Origin of the sequence: Psychrosphaera sp. B3R10, assembly GCF_018861025.1 — a bacterium.
GTDB classification, from domain to species: domain Bacteria; phylum Pseudomonadota; class Gammaproteobacteria; order Enterobacterales; family Alteromonadaceae; genus Psychrosphaera; species Psychrosphaera algicola.
On the sequence record NZ_JAHKQH010000005.1, the window covers coordinates 100,306 to 119,411 of the forward strand.

At 40.2% G+C, this 19,106-nt stretch carries 21 protein-coding genes; 8 read left to right on the forward strand and 13 right to left on the reverse strand.

Annotated elements, in window-relative coordinates; genetic code table 11:
* Positions 1-55 precede the first annotated feature (55 nt).
* The 5 genes from KO525_RS01145 to KO525_RS01165 form a co-directional block, all read right to left on the reverse strand.
* The gene (locus tag KO525_RS01145; protein WP_215961959.1) at positions 56-2,536 is read right to left on the reverse strand and encodes a TonB-dependent receptor; all 2,481 of its coding nucleotides are present in this window, start codon (positions 2,534-2,536) and stop codon (positions 56-58) included.
* A 29-nt stretch (positions 2,537-2,565) separates the two neighbouring features.
* Positions 2,566-2,871, reverse strand: coding sequence for a hypothetical protein (locus tag KO525_RS01150; RefSeq protein ID WP_215961960.1), 306 nt, complete (start codon positions 2,869-2,871; stop codon positions 2,566-2,568).
* Between the two features lie 258 nt (positions 2,872-3,129).
* On the reverse strand, positions 3,130-3,279 hold the full coding sequence (locus KO525_RS01155) for a hypothetical protein (protein WP_215961961.1): 150 nt from the start codon (positions 3,277-3,279) through the stop codon (positions 3,130-3,132).
* A gap of 217 nt (positions 3,280-3,496) precedes the next feature.
* Positions 3,497-3,919, reverse strand: coding sequence for a TIGR02444 family protein (locus KO525_RS01160; protein ID WP_215961962.1), 423 nt, complete (start codon positions 3,917-3,919; stop codon positions 3,497-3,499).
* On the reverse strand, positions 3,916-5,841 hold the full coding sequence (locus KO525_RS01165) for an ABC transporter ATP-binding protein (protein ID WP_215961963.1): 1,926 nt from the start codon (positions 5,839-5,841) through the stop codon (positions 3,916-3,918). The genes KO525_RS01160 and KO525_RS01165 overlap by 4 nt, the downstream gene beginning before the upstream one ends.
* A 113-nt stretch (positions 5,842-5,954) precedes the next feature.
* On the opposite strand from KO525_RS01165, the gene KO525_RS01170 reads away from it, so the two are divergent.
* Positions 5,955-6,164, forward strand: a complete 210-nt coding sequence (locus KO525_RS01170; RefSeq protein WP_215961964.1) for a YheV family putative zinc ribbon protein — start codon at positions 5,955-5,957, stop codon at positions 6,162-6,164.
* Positions 6,165-6,251: 87 nt separating this feature from the next.
* On the opposite strand, the gene KO525_RS01175 is transcribed toward KO525_RS01170, so the two are convergent.
* Both KO525_RS01175 and KO525_RS01180 read right to left on the reverse strand, forming a co-directional pair.
* Entirely contained in the window at positions 6,252-6,494 is a 243-nt protein-coding gene (locus KO525_RS01175; protein WP_252736855.1) for a SlyX family protein, read from the reverse strand.
* Complete coding sequence (locus tag KO525_RS01180; protein ID WP_215961965.1) at positions 6,476-7,621, reverse strand: WD40 repeat domain-containing protein; 1,146 nt, start codon at positions 7,619-7,621, stop codon at positions 6,476-6,478. Before KO525_RS01180 ends, KO525_RS01175 begins: the two co-directional genes overlap by 19 nt.
* 338 nt (positions 7,622-7,959) lie before the next feature.
* Here KO525_RS01180 and fkpA point away from each other — a divergent pair, with 338 nt between their 5' ends.
* The gene (gene fkpA / locus KO525_RS01185; RefSeq protein ID WP_215961966.1) at positions 7,960-8,670 is read left to right on the forward strand and encodes an FKBP-type peptidyl-prolyl cis-trans isomerase; all 711 of its coding nucleotides are present in this window, start codon (positions 7,960-7,962) and stop codon (positions 8,668-8,670) included.
* A gap of 107 nt (positions 8,671-8,777) precedes the next feature.
* On the opposite strand, the gene rsd is transcribed toward fkpA, so the two are convergent.
* Positions 8,778-9,245, reverse strand: a complete 468-nt coding sequence (gene rsd, locus KO525_RS01190; protein WP_215961967.1) for a sigma D regulator — start codon at positions 9,243-9,245, stop codon at positions 8,778-8,780.
* Positions 9,246-9,413: 168 nt separating this feature from the next.
* Here rsd and nudC point away from each other — a divergent pair, with 168 nt between their 5' ends.
* Positions 9,414-10,235, forward strand: a complete 822-nt coding sequence (gene nudC / locus KO525_RS01195) for an NAD(+) diphosphatase (protein ID WP_215961968.1) — start codon at positions 9,414-9,416, stop codon at positions 10,233-10,235.
* A 261-nt stretch (positions 10,236-10,496) separates the two neighbouring features.
* Entirely contained in the window at positions 10,497-11,564 is a 1,068-nt protein-coding gene (gene hemE / locus KO525_RS01200) for a uroporphyrinogen decarboxylase (protein ID WP_215961969.1), read from the forward strand.
* Between the two features lie 37 nt (positions 11,565-11,601).
* Here the strand turns inward: hemE and KO525_RS01205 are convergent, their stop codons facing one another.
* From KO525_RS01205 to KO525_RS01215, 3 genes are all read right to left on the reverse strand, one after another.
* Positions 11,602-12,183 carry a uracil-DNA glycosylase family protein gene (locus KO525_RS01205; RefSeq protein WP_215961970.1) on the reverse strand — a complete coding sequence of 194 codons (582 nt, stop codon included), beginning with the start codon at positions 12,181-12,183 and terminating at the stop codon, positions 11,602-11,604.
* Between the two features lie 84 nt (positions 12,184-12,267).
* Positions 12,268-13,713: a Si-specific NAD(P)(+) transhydrogenase gene (gene sthA, locus KO525_RS01210; protein ID WP_215961971.1), complete on the reverse strand. Its 1,446-nt coding sequence runs from the start codon at positions 13,711-13,713 to the stop codon at positions 12,268-12,270.
* 141 nt (positions 13,714-13,854) lie between these two features.
* Positions 13,855-14,970 (reverse strand): fatty acid desaturase, encoded by a 1,116-nt coding sequence (locus KO525_RS01215; RefSeq protein ID WP_215961972.1) that lies wholly within the window; start codon positions 14,968-14,970, stop codon positions 13,855-13,857.
* A gap of 108 nt (positions 14,971-15,078) precedes the next feature.
* On the opposite strand from KO525_RS01215, the gene fabR reads away from it, so the two are divergent.
* From fabR to KO525_RS01235, 4 genes are all read left to right on the forward strand, one after another.
* Complete coding sequence (gene fabR / locus KO525_RS01220) at positions 15,079-15,711, forward strand: HTH-type transcriptional repressor FabR (RefSeq protein ID WP_215961973.1); 633 nt, start codon at positions 15,079-15,081, stop codon at positions 15,709-15,711.
* 281 nt (positions 15,712-15,992) lie between these two features.
* Positions 15,993-16,484 carry a hypothetical protein gene (locus tag KO525_RS01225; RefSeq protein ID WP_215961974.1) on the forward strand — a complete coding sequence of 164 codons (492 nt, stop codon included), beginning with the start codon at positions 15,993-15,995 and terminating at the stop codon, positions 16,482-16,484.
* A gap of 22 nt (positions 16,485-16,506) precedes the next feature.
* A complete protein-coding gene (locus KO525_RS01230; protein ID WP_215961975.1) occupies positions 16,507-16,830 on the forward strand; it encodes a helix-turn-helix transcriptional regulator in 324 nt (107 codons plus the stop codon).
* A 47-nt stretch (positions 16,831-16,877) separates the two neighbouring features.
* Positions 16,878-17,015 carry a hypothetical protein gene (locus KO525_RS01235; protein WP_215961976.1) on the forward strand — a complete coding sequence of 46 codons (138 nt, stop codon included), beginning with the start codon at positions 16,878-16,880 and terminating at the stop codon, positions 17,013-17,015.
* Between the two features lie 119 nt (positions 17,016-17,134).
* On the opposite strand, the gene trmA is transcribed toward KO525_RS01235, so the two are convergent.
* Both trmA and KO525_RS01245 read right to left on the reverse strand, forming a co-directional pair.
* Positions 17,135-18,238, reverse strand: coding sequence for a tRNA (uridine(54)-C5)-methyltransferase TrmA (trmA, locus tag KO525_RS01240; protein ID WP_215961977.1), 1,104 nt, complete (start codon positions 18,236-18,238; stop codon positions 17,135-17,137).
* Between the two features lie 113 nt (positions 18,239-18,351).
* Positions 18,352-18,768 (reverse strand): RNA-binding protein, encoded by a 417-nt coding sequence (locus KO525_RS01245; RefSeq protein WP_215961978.1) that lies wholly within the window; start codon positions 18,766-18,768, stop codon positions 18,352-18,354.
* Positions 18,769-19,106 lie beyond the last annotated feature (338 nt).

Sequence of the window (19,106 nt, forward strand, 5' to 3'; positions counted from 1 at the left end):
AAATTACGTGCTGTTCACTAAAAGTGAAACTGCGCAGAGTCGAGTGAGTTAGAGATTAAAACTGACCTCTAACTCCCACTGTAAATCCTCTGCTTGGTAACAAGGTTTCGTTTTTAAGAAACGATGTATGTACTCGGGCTTCAGAGTTCAGCAAGTTGTTGCCTTTCACAAAGGCCGTTAAGTCGAGTTGGTTAAAGCTAACGTGATGGCTCACAACAAAGTCCAACATTGAATAGCCATCGGTTGGCGTTTCGCTGTCTGTTACTTCACTTTGCTTCATTGTTTCCATATAGCTCATTTCGATGCTAGTGGCATCAAGCTCATAGTTAAGTCTAAACCCAACACGTGATGGTGGAATACGAGGAAGTGCGTCACCATTGGATAGTTCACCAATTATTGAATCAAACTGGGTTGTTAGTTTAAAGTCTGGATTTAAACGCCAAGTAAACTGGCCTTCTATGCCCATGAATTTCACATCTTCTGGAGAATATAAGTAAACAGGTAAACCTGATCCTTCATGTTCTTCATGATCGTCTTCATCCACTTCTTCTTCGCCGTGGCTGTGTTCGAATTCGTATTCCCAGTTTTGGTTTTGCTGGTAATAGTAATTGTCGATTTGGTTGTAAAAGGCATTAAATACAAAACCAAAATCACCGCTGAATTTTCGTAGACTCAATTCAAGATTGTTGGCGGTTTCGAGTTTGACATCGTCACTTTGTATATCGCCATGGTTAAGCAACTCTACGTGATACTCGTCGCCCTCTTGCTCAATGTCGTATAACGCACCTATCTCAAAGGTTTTGGTGCCGATATGTGGACCAAACGCGACTAATTCACCTGCTGACGGTGCACGTTCTGAACGGCTATAGGATAATCCAAGGTTATAACCTTTTGCGAAATCCCACACGATGCCAGCGGATAAGCTTACAGGTGTCATTGAAAGGTCTAGTGCTTCATGACCATGTGCTTCATGATCATGATCATGCTCATCTTCTTCTTCATCATGCTCAATCTCTGACAATTCATCGACAGTTAAGGTCGTTGACTCGATTCGAGCGCCAAGTTGGACAAGAATATTGTCAAAATGTTTTTCGGCTAACATGCCTAATCCAATTGACTGGGTGGTTGAAGGCGGGGTGAATGCTTCGTCGCCAATTGCTTCAAAATCGTTTTGTTTGTATTCGAGACTTATTGCTCCGTGCCAGCCAGCAATCTCGGCCAGTAAAAAGTCTGATTTAAGCTGAGTTGTGTCACTGTTGAAAGTGGTGCCAACTTGACCGTCTTCTATTTCTGCGTGTTGGTAGTTAGTAAGCGCAAACTTTGTATTTATCGCTGAGATAAGTTGGTTATCAAAAGATAACTCACTGATCATTTGGAAACGTTTTTGCTCCATGTCACCTACTACACCGGCTTCATGTTCGTCATGTTCTTCCTCTGATTCTTCTTCAGAATGTTCAGCGTGGCCTGGAATGCCGTACGTTTTTGTGAGTTCACCATAAGAAACGCCAACAAAACCATTATCTAAAAGGTAACTAGTACCAAAGGTATAACCCGATGACTCACTTGCGCTATTCTCTAATGTGCCGTCAAAATCATCGTGTTCGTCATGATCTTCTTCGTCATGGTCATCATGATCGTCTTCGTCGTGCTCGTCGTGCTCATCTTCGACGGTAGGATTGGCGGGTACTTTTAAGTCGTCACTATCACGCCAGAAGGCGTCAAGGTGAAAAGCAAACTGTTCGTATGTTGTATTGGCGTCAAAGGCAAATTCGGTCTCATTGGAAGCAGAATTAACACTGGTTTGGAAATTGAGTGAATCTTCTGCTTCGGTTGGAATGCGATTATCGACAATATTAATAACGCCGCCAATTGCACCGCTACCATAGAATAAGGTGGCTGGGCCACGCAGAATTTCTATTTGTTTTACCGTTGATGTTTCAGTTGAAACGACATGGTCGGGACCAACACGAGACGCGTCGCCAACATCTAACCCATTTTGAGATATCATCACCCGTGGTCCATCTAAACCTCGAATGATTGGACTGCTGCTGACCGGACCGTAATAAGTCGAATGAACCCCCACTTCCGCTTTAAGGGTTTCGCCTAATGTTGCGCTGTGTTTGTTTTTTAAATCACTGTCGCTCAATACTGTTATTGGTGTTGCCGACTCTAAGGTAGAGCCATGCAATGGCGTTGCATAAACATCGAAGTGTTCAATAATGGCAGGTGTTAGTACGATAGTTTGGTCAAGGAATATCGATGATAACGTCTTGTCTGTTTGATCTTCTAGTTTAAACGAAAGGTGGTTGTAACCTCTGGCACTAATATGGATTTCATCGACATGGTCAATGGATTCAGAAACAGAAAACTGGCCTTGTTTATCGCTATAAATGGTTAAGTTACTGCCATGAAATTCGATTTTTACATTGGCAATTGGGTTACCCGATTGATCAACGATTTTGCCTGAAATGTCGTGTGCCGAATAGGCAGGGGCGATTAAAATGGCTGCGATAGACGCAACAAAAAACTTGTTCATAATATTATCCAATAAAAACGTTTAAAAATTTAAGACTGTTGTAAATCGATAGGATAATTAACTGGAGGTGCACGAATAGCGGTCGCACGGTAAACGAGTTTGGCGAATACGGTCGGAACTTTGGTTGTTGACTTAACCGCGAAAAATTCAACCGGTGGGGCCGTTGTGATGTTTTGAAATGTAAAGTCTTCTAGCTGGCCGGAGTTGTGACAATACGTACACTCGACAACATTTGTTTCGGCGCTTTGGTGCTCCATGTGTTGCTGCAAACTGAAAATCTGCAACGCGACCATTAGCACAAAACTTAATGTTAGCTTAATAGAGAGACGGGTCATTTATTACATTCATAAAATTGATACCATGCGATGATATATTGTATCAAGTGTGAAATGCAACCTTGTTCTTTGTTTCTGTCATCGAAATACGTCAGTACGCACGTATTTGAGGTTAGACTGTTTTTTATCGCGGTTTAAGTTGATGCAATTGCAGAGATTGACGGCCGTAGAACATAAAGATGGGTGAAATATAAACGTCCAAAATAGGAGTGCCAACGCTAGGTTGGCACTCAGTTGGATGTCATTAATAAGTTCATATTAGGCTTCATGCCCGTTTTTCTCGTCTGGTTTTGAATGGACGACTTTAGAAATAAAGTACCAAGCGTAAAAGCCCATTAAAAATACAGTCAGACCTAAAATGCTGAAGCTCAAATATAATACTGGATCACTAAAAAAATCTCTAAACATGATTTATCTCCTAACTTTTGTTGATGGAGTGAGTTTAGATCTCTTTTAAATTGGCATTATGATCTAGATCAAGTTTGCTATTGCAGTGTGCTCTGAATGCAGTTGAAACTTGATTTGGATCATAAAAAGGCGGTTGGAACGATTAAAGTGGCCGTTAATAAAATCGAAATTTCACCAATCGAAGTTGCATGTTTGTGCAAAAGTCATGTCGTTGTGCTTAGAGTTGCTTTAAATAGTTTTGGTAGTTAAGCCAGTTGTCGTCAGTCTTTGTTTGTAATTTTAGTGTGTTGCAGGTGTCAATTAAAATGGCTTGTTGTTGTTTTTCGAGTTCTAACTCGGCACTCAATAGTGCCTGGCGAATGGTTTTGTAATGACTAAGTGCTGATTGATTGGCTTTATACATTTTCCGCAGTTCGCGCAGGGGGCGGGTATATGACCGGTCAAACTCAATGACCTTGTTGTGTAATGCCGCGATGTTGTCTCTTGACAAGGACAGCGAGTTTTCAGTTAAGTAAATGCACAACAAGGCCAAGTTAACGTTGGCCCCGTAGTTGTCTTGCCAACTCAACATTGTAGCTTGGACATTAGGTTGTTGATAATGTGCTAGGCTAAACTGCCAAAATTGGTCTTGGGCTATCATACATTTTCAATATCAAATTTAGCTTTGATATCTTCCATTTGCTCTTCACATTCGAACCATTGCATTTCAACGTCGTCGAGTTCAGATTTCAATTCGCCTTGCTTGAGCAATAATTGGTTTAGCTCGCCTTTACGCTTATCGGAATATAAGTCACTGTCAGACATTGCTTGTTCGATTTCTACTAGTTGCTGTTCTAACTTGCTTTGTTTAACGGCAAGTTTGTCGGCAATTTTTTTGATTGGCGATATTTCTTTGCGCATCTCTGCTTCAAGACGCTTGATTTCTTTTTTAGCCGCGGCCGTGTTTTCTTTTGGTTCTTCGTCTGAAAGTTGGTTTTCGATACTTTCCAGCTTTTGCTGGTCGAGCAACCACTTATGGTAATCTTCAAGATCACCAGGGAAGGGTGATACTGTGCCGTTGTCGACTAAATATAAATCGTCACAGGTCGCTTTAAGCAAGTGTCTGTCATGGGCAATTAGGATCATTGCGCCTTCAAATTCCTGTAGTGCCATTGTTAAGGCGTGACGCATTTCAATGTCGAGGTGGTTAGTTGGTTCATCCATGAGTAATAGGTTAGGGCGCTGGAAAACCATTAAGGCCAATACGAGGCGGGCTTTTTCACCCCCGGAAAACTGGTCAATTGGGTCAAGAGCTTGGTCGCCGTTAAAGCCAAATCCACCTAAATAGTTTCTGGCTTCTTGTTCGGTTAATCCATCTTGCAACTGAATAAGGTGCTGAATCGGTGAATTACCTAACTGCAAGGTGTCTAGTTGATGCTGTGCAAAATAGCCAATTTTTAAATGTTTACTGTGCTCAAACTCGCCGCCTAACGGCGCTAAGCTTCGAGATAGGGTTTTGATCAAGGTCGACTTACCCGCGCCATTACGACCCAATAATCCAATTCGGCTGCCTGGCACTAAGTTAAGTTTAATATCGGTTAGTATGGTTTTAGTTTCGTAACCAGCACTGACTTTATCCATTTTTATAATTGGATTAGGCAAATTGGTTGGCTGTTTAAACTCAAAGTTAAATTGAGAATCGACATGAGCAGGGGCAATTAATTCCATGCGTTCTAGCATTTTAACCCGGCTTTGGGCTTGTTTGGCTTTTGACGCTTTAGCTTTAAAGCGGTCGATAAAAGACTGAATGTGTTGAATTTCGGTTTGTTGCTTTTGAAAAACCGCTTGCTGTTGGGCGAGCTTTTCCATGCGTTGGCGTTCGAAATTAGAATAGTTACCTGAGTAGAAGTTAAGCTTTTGGGCTTCCACATGTAAAATGCCCTGACAGATATTGTCAATAAAGTCTCTGTCATGGGAAATAAGTAACATTGTACCTTGGTAACGAGTGAGCCATTTCTCTAACCAAATAACCGCATCTAAGTCTAAATGGTTAGTTGGTTCGTCGAGTAATAGTAGGTCACTGTTGATCATTAGAGCTTGCGCTAAGTTAAGTCGCATGCGCCAACCACCGGAGAAACTCATTACAGACTGTTGCTGCGCTTCGGTATCAAATCCAAGACCATTTAATAATTCACCGGCTCGTGAACGAATTGTATAAGCGTGAATTAAATCCATTTCGTGGTGAATGTGGGCAATTTTAGCGCCGTCGTCTTCTTGCTCGGCTTGTTCAAGTTGTTGTTGTAACTCTCGATATTTAACATCGCCGTCAATAACGTATTCTAAAGCAGACTTGGCTAGGGCAGGCGTTTCTTGTTTTACCCAGGCCAGCGTCCAGCTATTTGGCATACTAACTTCGCCGTCGTCGCCACCAAGTTCACCTCTGATGAGGTTAAATAATGTGGATTTGCCCGAGCCATTCGCACCAACGATACCTATTTTGTGCCCGGGATAAATAATCGCGTCGGCTTTATCGAAAAGAACTTTGTTTCCGAGTTGCAGGTAAAGTTGTGAAATGTTCAACATAGTAAAATAGGACTCCTAACCAATAGGCTGTGAATACTACCGTTAAGCTATATCCAAAGGAACCAAATTTTGTTTAAATGTGCCGCAATTGGTTATATCCAGAGAGAAATTTGATGGCTAAGCAGAAAAAACGTTTTATCGCCGGTGCAACGTGTCCTGAATGTAAAAAAATGGATACTATGATGTTGTTTAAAGAAAACAGTGTTGAGAAGGTTGAATGCCAAAGTTGTGGACACACGATGACGCAGCCAGAGGGGGCTGTACAAGGTGCCACTAGGCAGTTTGAACAAGTCATTGGGGTGTTTACCCCAGGAGAAGATTGATTTGTGATTTAATGGCGTTAGAGCCTTGTTACTTAGGCTCTAGTACCAAATAAACGAGCCGTATCAGCGGTATAAACCGTGTTGGCCTTAATAATGTGGCGGTGGTGTTTCATCCGCTTCGCTGCCGACAACAGAGGTTTTGGTTTCTTTAAATTTTTCCGCAAGCATTTGCAACTGTCGTTTCATTAAGCGATTGTCTAAATTAAGGCTAGTGATTTCGCTATTGAGTTGATCCAATGTGTCGTCTTGAAACGCCACTTTGTTTTCTAAGTCGTCTATTCGTTTTATTAATAATGCTATATCGGCGTTATTCACGGTTTGATTTCCCATACTTCGCTTAACCCAGCGGAACTTTCAGAAACAATTTGCTGGTCTTGGTTTATAAAGGCGGCACTATACACTACTGCATTTGCCGGACGAGAATCTTTTTTAGGCGAGACATACCAACGTTGTAATAATTCACCAGTTTGCACACTCCAAAGGCTGAGTTCTCTATTCGGCGCGCCGGTAACTAAGTATTCTCCGGATTGTGAAAACCTTGCGGTAGTGAATATTTCCTGCCGATTAAGATAATGTAACTGAGTGATGGCGTTGCCTGTTTTTAAGTCCCAAATTGTTGAACGTCCTTTGCTGTCAGACGTAAACGCAAAGCGAGCTTTGGCGTCGAGGGCAACCTGTACCACACGTGCGCCGTGTCTAAATTTAAACACGACTTGTCCTGTTTTGGTATCCCATAAATAGGCGGTTTGGTCACTCGAACCGGTCAATACATAACGGCCATTGGGTGAAATTGCTAAACTGTTGATGGCATTGTTAACATGAATTGCATTGCCTTCGTTGTCGGTGATAGGCGTATGGTGAGCAAGGAATTCTAAGCGACGGCCGGTATCTACAGACATATGAACAACTATGCCATTGCTTTTACCTATAACGATGTGGCGTCCCATATTAGAGACATCAATTGCGCGGATACGTCCAAGGATCACGCATTTCTCGCCTTTACTCTCGTCTGGGTTCAAACATTTGTTTTGATCAATAATCACCTGATCAATTAATCCAGCGCTAGATGATTTATGGCGACTGTGCCAATAAGATTCGTCTTCGCTTTGAGTTAGTTTTACTTTAGATTTTCTGGCTTGCCAATAACCAATGTTTTTGCCGGAATTTACATCCCAAAGTGAAAACGTCTCTTTGTCTGCAAGTACCACGTGGGAGTCGTCGTCCGCTATTGATGTGGCGAAAACGAAGTTGCTGCTGGCCATTGAATTGGTCGTTTCACCGTCTTTAAAAGTTACCTGACTGCCAACTGGGGTTTGTTGCCAAATGTATTTAAGACCATTTTTGTTTAAATCCCAAAGCGCAACGCCGTGATATAACGATGAAACAACAGCAAAATTACCGCTACGGGATACGCTAGCAGCAAAGGACCCGTCCTGGGCGTGTTGATTTTGTTTCATCGGTCGGGAACTTTCAGGTGTGCAAGCACCCAAAAGGAGCGAAGATATAAACAAAATGGCTAAAGTCGGGAGTTTATTGAGCAATCTTTTGCCTCTTAACAAAAATAAGGTTTTTCTTTCGAAAGTTAATCGCTAGTATAGGTCACTTTGAACTGAAAATGATATTAATGGAATTGGCATTTTTAGCCAAATATTGAGTACATCAAAATTTATTTTATTAAGTATGTCATAGAGATACTTATTTACGTATTGATATTCTGAGATATGGCCGCACAAGTGAGTCATTATATATTTACTTTAGACAATGGAATGTTCGTCTAAACAATTTGGAGAAACAAATGAAAAAAGCGTTAAAGCTTTCCTTGATAGCCGCATCAATTGGCCTAATGAGTGCCTGCGGAAGTGCAGAGCAAGCTAATACCCCTGCTAAATTAGATTCTGATGCTGACAAACAAAGTTATGCACTTGGTGCATCTATGGGGACATACCTTAAGAAAAACCTTGATAGCAATGCTGAAATTGGGATTTCTTTAAAACAAGAATTGATCATTGCCGGTATTCAAGACGCGTTAGTCGCTAAATCGCAACTGAGTGATGAAGAAATTCAAACTGTGATGCAAGCGTTACAGCAACAAGTGTCTGAGCTTAAAACAAAAGAAGCGCGCGAGGCTGGTTTAACGTTTTTAGCTGAAAATGCGAAACGTGAAGGCGTTGTTGTTACAGACAGTGGCCTACAGTACGAAGTGCTTGTAGCGGCTGAAGGTGCTAAACCTGCGGCAACGGACACTGTTGAAGTTCATTATCACGGTACATTATTAGATGGAACGGTATTTGATTCTTCTGTCGATCGTGGTGAAAAGATTAGCTTCCCACTTAACCGTGTTATTCCTGGTTGGACTGAAGGTCTACAATACATGAGTATTGGATCTAAATATAAATTCTTTATTCCTTCAGAGTTAGCTTACGGCTCTCGTAATGCAGGTCAGATCCCACCAAATTCGACATTGATTTTTGAAGTTGAATTATTTGATATCAAAAAAGAAGGCTAGTTAACGTAAGTTAACAGGCACTAAAAAAGGCGCTATGTAAAAATAGCGCCTTTTTATTTTGTCGCGAATCAAAATGTAGATTGCAAACTCATCCAAAACGGGCGTGTTTAACTATGTTTGCTATATAGCGTTTGGATTAGCTCATCTTCAAGTTCTAATTGTGATTCTAGTATTTGGCCTATTTCAGACAGGTCACTGTCAAAATCACCGAGGTCTGCAGAAACATTCATCGCCATATACTTATCGTTAAATTCAACAAGCTTGTTTGTTGTTTCTGTTATTTTTGGATAGATATTTTCTGCCAATTTGGCGCTTTCTGGTCCGTGTTCACGACATTGCTTAACAATATCATTAAAAATTTCAAAATGGCCGGCAGAAAGATAATCAATTAAAACCTGACAAAAGTCATTCACGTTTGCGACATCAGGTAACTGTTTTGCTTCTGTGTCATAAGGTGGTAGTGCTGCCAATTTACAATACTTAACCAACAATTCTTGGCGTTCTGTTAACCAATTATCGATGATGTGATTTGCACCACCGTACTTTTGTTGAGTTTGTTCCAAACGAGATAACATGAATATGCCCTTTTAAATTCATTATTAATCCATAACACTGGAATTTAACAAAAAGATCAATCTATTTTGATTCCAGAATCCGTAAGTATAAGACATTAAATGTAATTTAACATTGTTAATTATGACTAGATCCAAGGTAAACTTGCCGAAAAGTACAGGTGGAAAAATATGATTAAACACAACATCTTATTCAATAATGAGTTAAACGGCTGGTGGTGCTTAGTGCATCAGCATCGGGTGTATTTAACGTCTCCGGTTAACCAACTTCCAAGTGGCTGTTTTGACGAACTTGGTTTGCCTGTTAAAGCGCCAGAATCGGTTCATCAAATTGGTGAACATCAAGATTTACCTGTGTACATGATAGATGTTAAAAGCGCCGATTTAATCGACGAAATGGATCATGAGCTATTTGTTGGTATTCGCAGTGTGTTGTTTAATCACAATGAGATGTTTGAATTTGCCGCAAGGGCTTATCAAGTTGCTTTGTTTCTGCGTACACATAAATATTGTGGCGAGTGTGGGGAGCAAATGACCCTTGTCGATTGGGAACTGGCGACCTTGTGTGAGCCATGTAAACATAGATGTTATCCCCGTATCTCGCCGGTGGTGATAGTGGCAATACGGAACAAAGATAAGATCCTATTGGCCCAGGGGACACGTTCTACTACTGGGCTTTATAGTGTTTTAGCCGGTTTTGTTGAGAGTGGTGAAACGTTAGAGCAAACAGTACATCGTGAAGTATTTGAAGAAGTAGGTATTAAAGTTAAAAATCTTAAGTACCAATTGAGCCAACCTTGGCCGTTTCCGCATTCATTAATGGTTGGCTTTTTGGCTGAATACGACAGCGGTGAGATAAATATTTGTGAAGACGAAATTGTTACTGCGGATTGGTTTTCAATTAAGGATCTGCCGCAAGTACCGCAACAGCAAACGATTGCTGGTAAATTGATTCATACCACGAAAAAGATGATGGCTTTAGCTCGTAGGTAATTGAAAGTACAATTATGGGGTCCTAGAAAAGAAAAAACCACTCGTAAAGAGTGGTCAAATTTTTCTAGCGCGTGAGCTGTTTATAGAGCTTCTTTTTTTATAATTCGTGAGCGCGAACTATTTATAGCAAAGCAGACTTTAGTGCGCAAGAACTTAATAATGATTGATTTAGAATAAAGAAATCGTTTTTTAGGTCGTTTCTTTCTATGGAGGAGTTGCTCTGTTCCTGATAGAATCTCACCGAAATTTTTAGGGTGAATTATGACTGAATTAAAAAATGATCGTTATCTAAAAGCGTTATTGCAACAACCAGTTGACCGTACTCCAGTATGGATGATGCGTCAGGCAGGCCGTTATTTACCAGAATATCGTGCGACTCGTGCTATTGCTGGTGACTTTGTTTCTTTAATGAAAAATCCTGAGTTGGCGTGTGAAGTGACCATGCAACCGCTTCGTCGCTATCCAATTGATGCGGCTATCTTGTTTTCAGATATTTTGACCATCCCAGATGCCATGGGTTTAGGTTTGTATTTTGAAACAGGCGAGGGCCCTAAATTTCAAAATCCAATTAAGACTCAAGCTGACGTCGCTAAAATTGGTATTCCAGATCCTGAAACAGAATTACGTTATGTTATGGATGCTGTTCGTACTATTCGTAAAGAATTAAACGGATCAGTACCACTTATTGGTTTTTCAGGGAGTCCTTGGACGCTTGCGACTTATATGGTTGAAGGCGGTAGCACTAAGACATTTTCTAAAATCAAAGGCATGATGTATTCAGAACCGGCTTTAATGCACCAGTTACTTGATAAAGTCGCTGACTCAGTGACAAGCTATCTAAATGCTCAAATTGCCGCTGGTGCGCAATCTGTAATGATATTTGATACATGGGGTGGCGTATTAACCCCGCGTGATTACAAAGATTTCTCTTTAAATTACATGAGTAAGATCATCGATGGTTTAACTCGTGAAAATGATGGGCGTAAAGTTCCTGTGACCTTGTTTACTAAAAATGGTGGTCAGTGGTTAGAGCTCATGGCTGAAACAGGTTGTGATGCATTAGGACTTGATTGGACCATTAATATTGCTGAAGCTAAACGACGTGTTGGCGATAAAGTGGCTTTGCAGGGGAATATGGACCCGTCAATGTTATATGCGACACCAGATAGAATTCGTCAGGAAGTTAAGTCTATCTTAACTGACTACGGTCATTCCGGGACTGGTCACGTATTTAACCTAGGTCACGGCATTACGCCAGATGTGACTCCGGAAAATGCCGGCGTATTTTTTGACTCCGTTGTTGAATTCAGCCCTGAATTCCATAAATAATCTTAGCTTAAAATAATGATTACCATTTAAATTTAGGTTAATCATCAAAAGCATCTAAAATTCGCTGCCTTAATTTGGGCAGCGTTTTTGTTTCAAACCACCTATTTTTACTAATCCAAATATTGTTTCTTGGTGATGGGTGCGGCAAAACGATTGTTTTGTTTGTAAAGTCGTTGTTTCGGATCGAACTGGTTAAGTTCTCGAAGTTATCCACATATTTTTGCGCCGCATAGCGACCTATAATCAGCGTTAGTTCTATATTACCCAAATTACCTAGTATTTGTTGGTGCCAAGTCTGACTACAAATTTTAGGCGGGGCTTTGTCGCCTGAGCTATTAGTGACTTTTCCTGGGTAACAAAATGCCATCGGCATAATTGCCAATATCTGCTCATTATAAAATTGTTCGCGAGTCATCCCTAACCATTCGCGCAATCTGTCACCCGATGCGTCGTCAAAGGCTTGGTTCTTTTGATGGGTTTTTAATCCAGGCGCTTGTCCAATGATTAATATTTTAGCTTTGCTGTGAAGTTGAAATATAGGTCTTGGTGGTAAAGGGAGGGTTTCTTTACATAAAGTACAGTTGGAGAGCGCTGAAATAACTGCGTTATTGTCAGTCATATCTTGCTGGTGGTTGTAAAAGTCAAATGACGTTTCATAGGATAAAAAAATGCAGCGGTTGTTATCACCGCTGCATTTAAATGTTTAGAACAATCTATTTAAGCCATTTAGCGCAGCTACACGGTATGCCTCAGCCATCGTTGGATAGTTGAATGTTGTGCGTACAAAGTACTCTATGGTATTGGCAGCGCCTTTTTGTTGCATAATCGCCTGGCCGATATGCACGATTTCAGCAGAACGTTCTCCAAAGCAGTGAATACCCAAAATTTCTTTAGTTTCACAGTGGAACAAGATCTTTAAGCTACCAACGGCACTCGCCCCGATTTGTGCACGAGCAAGATGTTTAAATGATGCACGACCTACTTCGTAAGGGATTTTCTTCGCCGTTAATTCGAGTTCAGTTTTACCAACCGATGACATTTCTGGGATGGTATAAATACCCGTTGGAATGTCCTCGATGAGTTGGCCTTCATTAGCAATATTCAACATATAGTCTGCCGCGATGCGACCTTGGTCATATGCTGCGCTTGCTAAGCTTGGGTAGCCGATAACATCACCTACAGCAAATATATTGTCGACTTCTGTGCGATAGTTTTTATTAACGCCTAAAGAACCACGACTATTTGCTTTAACACCGAGGTTTTCAAGTTTTAAGCTGTCAGTATTACCTGTACGACCATTGGCAAATAACAAACAGTCGGCTTTCATTCTTTTGCCTGACTTCAAGGTCATTATAACGCCGTCTTCAGTACCTTCGATTTTGTCGTATTCTTCACCGTGACGAATGACTATACCGCTATTCCAAAAGTGATAGCTTAGTGAGTCAGTCATTTCTGCGTCCATAAAGGACAACAAGCGGTCACGTGTATTAATCAAGTCAACTTTACAACCTAATCCACGGAAGATTGATGCGTACTCACAGCCAATGACACCGGCACCATAGATAATGATGCTTTTAGGATCGTGTTTTAAAGATAAAATAGTATCGGAGTCATAAACACGAGGGTGGTTAAAGTCGACGTCATGTGGTCGGTATGGACGTGAGCCCGATGCGATAACGATTTTTTCTGCAGTTAGTTGGTCAATACTGCCGTCAGGTGTTTGAATTGATAACGTGTTTTTATCAATAAACGAGGCAGAACCATGATAAATCTTTACGCTATTTCGGTTATAAAAACCGGCGCGGAGTCTAACTTGGTCGCTAATAACTTTGGTCGTGTGTTGAAGAATGTCGTGAAACGTTAGTGTCGCGGCCTTTTCAGAACGATTAAATAGCGGGTTCGAGTTATATTCAACAAGTCGACTAACCGAATGTCTTAACGCTTTAGATGGGATGGTTCCCCAATGAGTACAACCACCGCCAACTTGAGAATGCTTTTCGATAACCGCAACTTTTTTACCAGCTTTGGTTAAGTTCATTGCGGCGCCTTCGCCACCCGGCCCGGTGCCGATAACAATCACATCGTAATCGTATTTTGTGGTAGAAGTTGTGGTTACTTTCGCTTCAGTTCTTTTACTTTTTGCGGTCACAGTTTCGCCCTATGTAATTTATTTTCATAACAGTATGAATCATAGAAACTTTTGAGTGATCAGCCAAGTCTTATTCGCGGATAACGGCTATAAATAACGAAAATGGGCAGTTTTAGCTGCCCATTTCTTACATTTTTGGAATTATGCTACTTGCATTAACATTTGTTGCCACTGAGATTGTTGGCTAGCGAGTTGTGCTTTTAATAGTTGATATTGTTTTTTTAACTCAACAACGGTCATTTTTGGCGCATTTTGACGTTTCGCCATCAGGTATTCTTTTCGGGCGTTAACAAAGGCTTTTAGTCTTGCCATTAAAATGTCGTATTCAGCTTCAAGTCTCGTTAAAATTTCCTGTTTGTGTGGAAGCTCAACGACCTTAGTTTCGGTTTTGTATTTTTGCATTTTCCATTTTGCCGCTTGAATACGTTCAAATGGAACCTTTCGTAGATTTTTGGTTAGGCCGATAAAACTAGCTGCTTTGATAAACCATTTGCTTGGGTCGTATTGATACCAGCGAATACCATTTCGATAGTCTGATTCAAAAATATGGTGATAGTTATGATAGCCCTCACCGTAAGTGACAAACGCAAGTAAACCATTGTCGCGCGCAGTGTTCTTGTCTGTATATGGCTGTGAACCCCAAATATGGGCTAACGAATTAATGAAAAACGTAAAATGGTGGCTCAGAACCAGTCGTAAAAAACCGACAGTGATTAAGAATCCAAGAATGTCGTCAAATATAAGGCCTAATAAAAGTGGTACACCAAAGTTAGTGATAAGCGTTAAGGCCAAATAATGTTTGTGTTGCCACATCACAATTCGGTTTTTTTGTAGATCGCGGCAATTACTGTAGTCGCCATATTTTTCGCCTTGGTAATCTCGTAACATCCAACCGATGTGACTAAACCAAAATCCTTTTTTTGCAGAATATGGGTCCTTGTCATTTTGGTCGACAAATTTATGATGTATTCTATGGTCTGACGACCAATGTAGGGCGCTGTTTTGCAATGCAAATGCACCGCCTAACGCCAGAATAAATTCAAGGATTGGGTGTGCTTCGTAGGTTTTATGCGCCCACAGACGGTGATAACCAACTGTGATGGACATTCCCGCGAATCCCAATGTTAAAACAGTGGCGACAATATGCGCCATTGTAAAACCATAGAAATAACCGTACAAAGGTACGCTTATGATGGTTATTAAAAATGTTAGTGAAAACACTAAAACATTTGTCCAGATAATAGGTGCTTTTTTCATAATCTTATTTGAGCTTACATGTGTACGCTGAATTTTAACTGGCTTTACTTAAAAATCAACTAATATGTTTATATTTTAGTGAACAGCTGTTCGCAGGAAAAAAATGCAATGACAAAAAACGGTACCAATCCCCCGCACAATAGGACGAGGGCAGAGCAAAAAGAGCAAACTCGCAGAGCAATTGTTGATGCTGCATTTAGAATGTTAAGCGCAGATCACAGTTATGCCAACTTAAGTTTGCGTGAAGTTGCTCGTGAAGCTGGAATTGCACCGACGTCATTTTATCGCCACTTTAAAGATATGGACGAGCTTGGATTAACATTAGTTGATGAAGCAGGTTTAATGTTGCGGCAGTTGATGCGCCAGGCGCGCGCAAGGATCGCGAGGGGCGGTGGCAGTGTTGTACGTACGTCTGTGGAAACCTTCATGGAGTTTGTCGACACTAATAGTAATGAATTCCGGTTATTGCTTCGAGAACGTTCAGGTACTTCAAAAGCATTTCGTTCTGCTGTACAGCGAGAAATGATGCATTTTATCCAAGAGCTTTCTGATTACATTAGACAAAAAACTCATTCGAACCATAAAAGTGCTTTGTGGGAAGCGGATGCGTTGGTGACAATTGTATTTAATGCCGGTGCAGATGCCCTTGATTTACCCAAGGCACAACGTGAAGAATTATCTAATAAAGTCATTCAACAATTACGTTATGTCACGAGAGGTGCAGAGGCGGGTAGAAAATAACAAGCTGTGTTATTTTTAAGGCGAGGTTTTTTAGGTAGAAACCGCCTAAATGCCTTTTGAGTAATGTGACTAAGATACGCCACGCCGCTTTATCATTTAAATATTGATGGTAAAAAAAACAAACTCTATTTCGCTAAAAACCCCAGTACAATAGCCTTTTGGGTATATGACACAGGTATGTCACATGACATTTGGTATGACTGTCGTTCACTTGTCATCACTATTCAGCAAAATTTCGGTTTAACTTGAACTCGTCAAAACGAAGCGAGAGGAAACGCATAATGGACAATAATCAAACTATAGAGACAAACTCTAACGATAATTCAACGAGCAATCCAATGGACGAATCTAGTGATAACCATCAAGAAGTAAACCAAATAGGAACTATGGCTTTATTCAGTGATGGCTTTAGTTTCAATTTCGAATTTGGTGGTCACAAAATTCTTGCCTGGGGCTCTGCGAAATCGGGAAAAGAAAAAGTATTTGTGGATGGCCAAGTTGTTGGTGAAAAACGAAGTTTTACAAGACGATCTGTTATCCCTTTTACAATAGGTAAAGATGAACTTGAAATTGAGTTTCATACGGTAAGCCTGCTTACTGCAGAATTGCACTGTACGTTAATTAAAAATGGGGTTCATGTTGAAACCCAAAAACAGATTCCGAAATATACAGCTAATAAAAAGAAATCTAAATGGCGTATCGCGTTTTGGTTTGCCATTGGTTTTGTATTTGGTTTTTTTGCTATCGATGAAATTGTCGCGTTTTTCTCTTAATCACTCTGTATAGGTAATAGTAATGAACATAAATGCAGAGTTAATTAAAATCCATAGAACTAAGCATAATTGGACTCAACAAGTATTGGCCGAGTCCTGTGGCGTAAGTTTAAGAACCATACAACGTGTTGAACGTTATGGTAATGCGTCACATGAAACGGTAATGGCATTAGCGTCGGTATTTGAAATTGAGCAGTCAGAAATAGTTATTCCCGAAAGCCCTGTGGTTGAGCTTGAAATGAAAAACACCGAGGGCAACAAACTGGTGGAACAGGCAATACAGTTTGTTATTACACTTATCACGGGTATGTTGATTGGTGCCGCACTGATGCGATTTTTGAATTAGTCGTTTAGCTGTAATAAGAGTCTATCTTGGTGAACATAGGAATAAATATGAAAAATGTAACTGGTAAAACTGCGGATACTGCTGATAGTGACAAAGAAAGCAGAGGGATTATTACGCTGGTGGCCATTACGGTGGCGATAATGATATTTGGATTAGGTGTTTCTGTTGGGCAGTTTATTGCTTGATGGCATTTATCAAAGAGTCAACAACGTGAATTGGTTTATGCATTTAAAAGCCCACATTAAGTATATTAATAGTGGGCTTTTCATTCTAAGTTTATCCGCTGTCTGTATGGTTTACTTATTTATCGATTAGATTTAGCAGTTAGAACAACGCCGCATTCTAAATGGTCGGTATAAGGGAACTGATCAAATACGGCAAATTTAGCAATGTTGTGCGTTTTACTTAGTTCCTGCAAATTGTCGTAAAGCGTATTTGGGTTACAACTTATGTAAATAATGTTTGGGTAGTTTGCCACCATCTTTACGGTATCTTCATCTAATCCCGCACGTGGTGGGTCGACGAATATTGTTTCACATTTATAGTCATCAAGTTCGATACCTTCTAAACGTGTAAATTTACGTGTTTTATTTACCGCTTCGGTAAACTCTTCGGCTGACATTCTTATGATCTTAAGATTGTCTATGTTGTTTTGTTCAATATTGTACTGTGCCGAACGCACTGATGTTTTAGATATCTCAGTTGCGAGAACTTTGTCAAATTTGTCTGCCAATGCAATTGAAAAATTACCATTACCACAATAAAGCTCTAGTAAGTCACCTTTATAAGGAATAGCATTCTTTGCCCAACTCAACATTTGTTCGCAAACTTTTGCGTTAGGTTGCGTAAAACTGTTTTCCACTTGCTTATATATGTACTGCTTGCCGTCAACTGTCAGGTTTTCGATCACATAGTCCTTATCCAATACGATCTTTTGCTTTTTAGCACGTCCAACAAAGTTAATTGTATATTTGTCACTTAACTGTTGTTTTAACACTTTTGCAGCTGCGAGCCATTCATCGTCAAGTTGCTTGTGATAAAGCAGAGAAACTAAGATTTCACCTGATAGGGTAGATAAGTAATCAATCTGAAATAGCTTGCGGCGCAATATTTCATTTGGCTTTAATAGCTCAGTTAAGTCGGTCATTACACTATTAATAAGTGTACTAGCTGGTGGGAACTGATCGATACGCACTTTTTGCTTGGTTTCTTTCTCAAACATTATATGAAAAAGATCGTCGTCGTCATGCCAAACTCTAAACTCACAGCGCATTCGATAATTTAATGTAGGAGATTTGAATTTGTCGATTTTAGGAATTGAAAACTCTGCGAATTGATCATTGATCAAATCCAACTTATTAGAGAGTAGAATATCGTAATTGTCTGGATCGATTTGGCTTAATGGCATGGGTTATTTTGTCTATAAAGGTTGGTTGTAGGTATTTTAATGCAAAAGCAGCAAAATATTAAATTTTCCAATAAAAAAGGCTGCACTAGGCAGCCTTTTTCTTAAGGACTTAACTACTTTTCGTTAGCAAGGCGAACTTTTAAGACGCGCTCTTGAAATTCAAAGTCGTTTAATGCGGCAATAGCGCTTTTGCTATCGCTGGTTGCGATTTCAACGAAACCAAACCCGCGACGCTTACCAGTTTGTTTGTCTCGCAACAAACGTACTGAAAACACTGTACCGTGTTCGCTAAACAAATCGCGAACACTGCCTTCGTTTGCACGGTAAGGCAAATTGCCTACATATAATGTAGTAGTATCTGCTTTTGCTGAGTCTTCTGACTTAGCGAAAGCGGCTGCTAAACCAGCCAATATTGAACCGGCAGCGAATACAACGGCGCCTGACAATGAAATATCTATAAAAGATAATAAAATGGCACCTATTACTGCAACAATTACTGACGGTATGAAAACCGAAGAGTTGAACGACATAACTAATTACTCTCAAAAAAATGACTAAATAAAGAAATAGCTGATACGTGAAGGATTCACGTAAAGCTTATCTTATTATCTTAATTATCTATTACAAGCACTTTCTAATATTAATTAATGTACAGGATCCTGATGAAAAAACAGCACTTTGTACAAGGATCAAACAAACAGTCATTAAAGTGTAATATTATTGAAAAAAGGGCTTGCGTTAAATTCTAAAGTCCCTAAAATGCGCCCCACGTTGTCAGGGAGACTTCAACCGCTCAAAACAATATGTTTAGTAGCAGGAATGACGTCTAAATCGACTAGGAAGTTTGAAAAAACTTTCAAAAAGATTT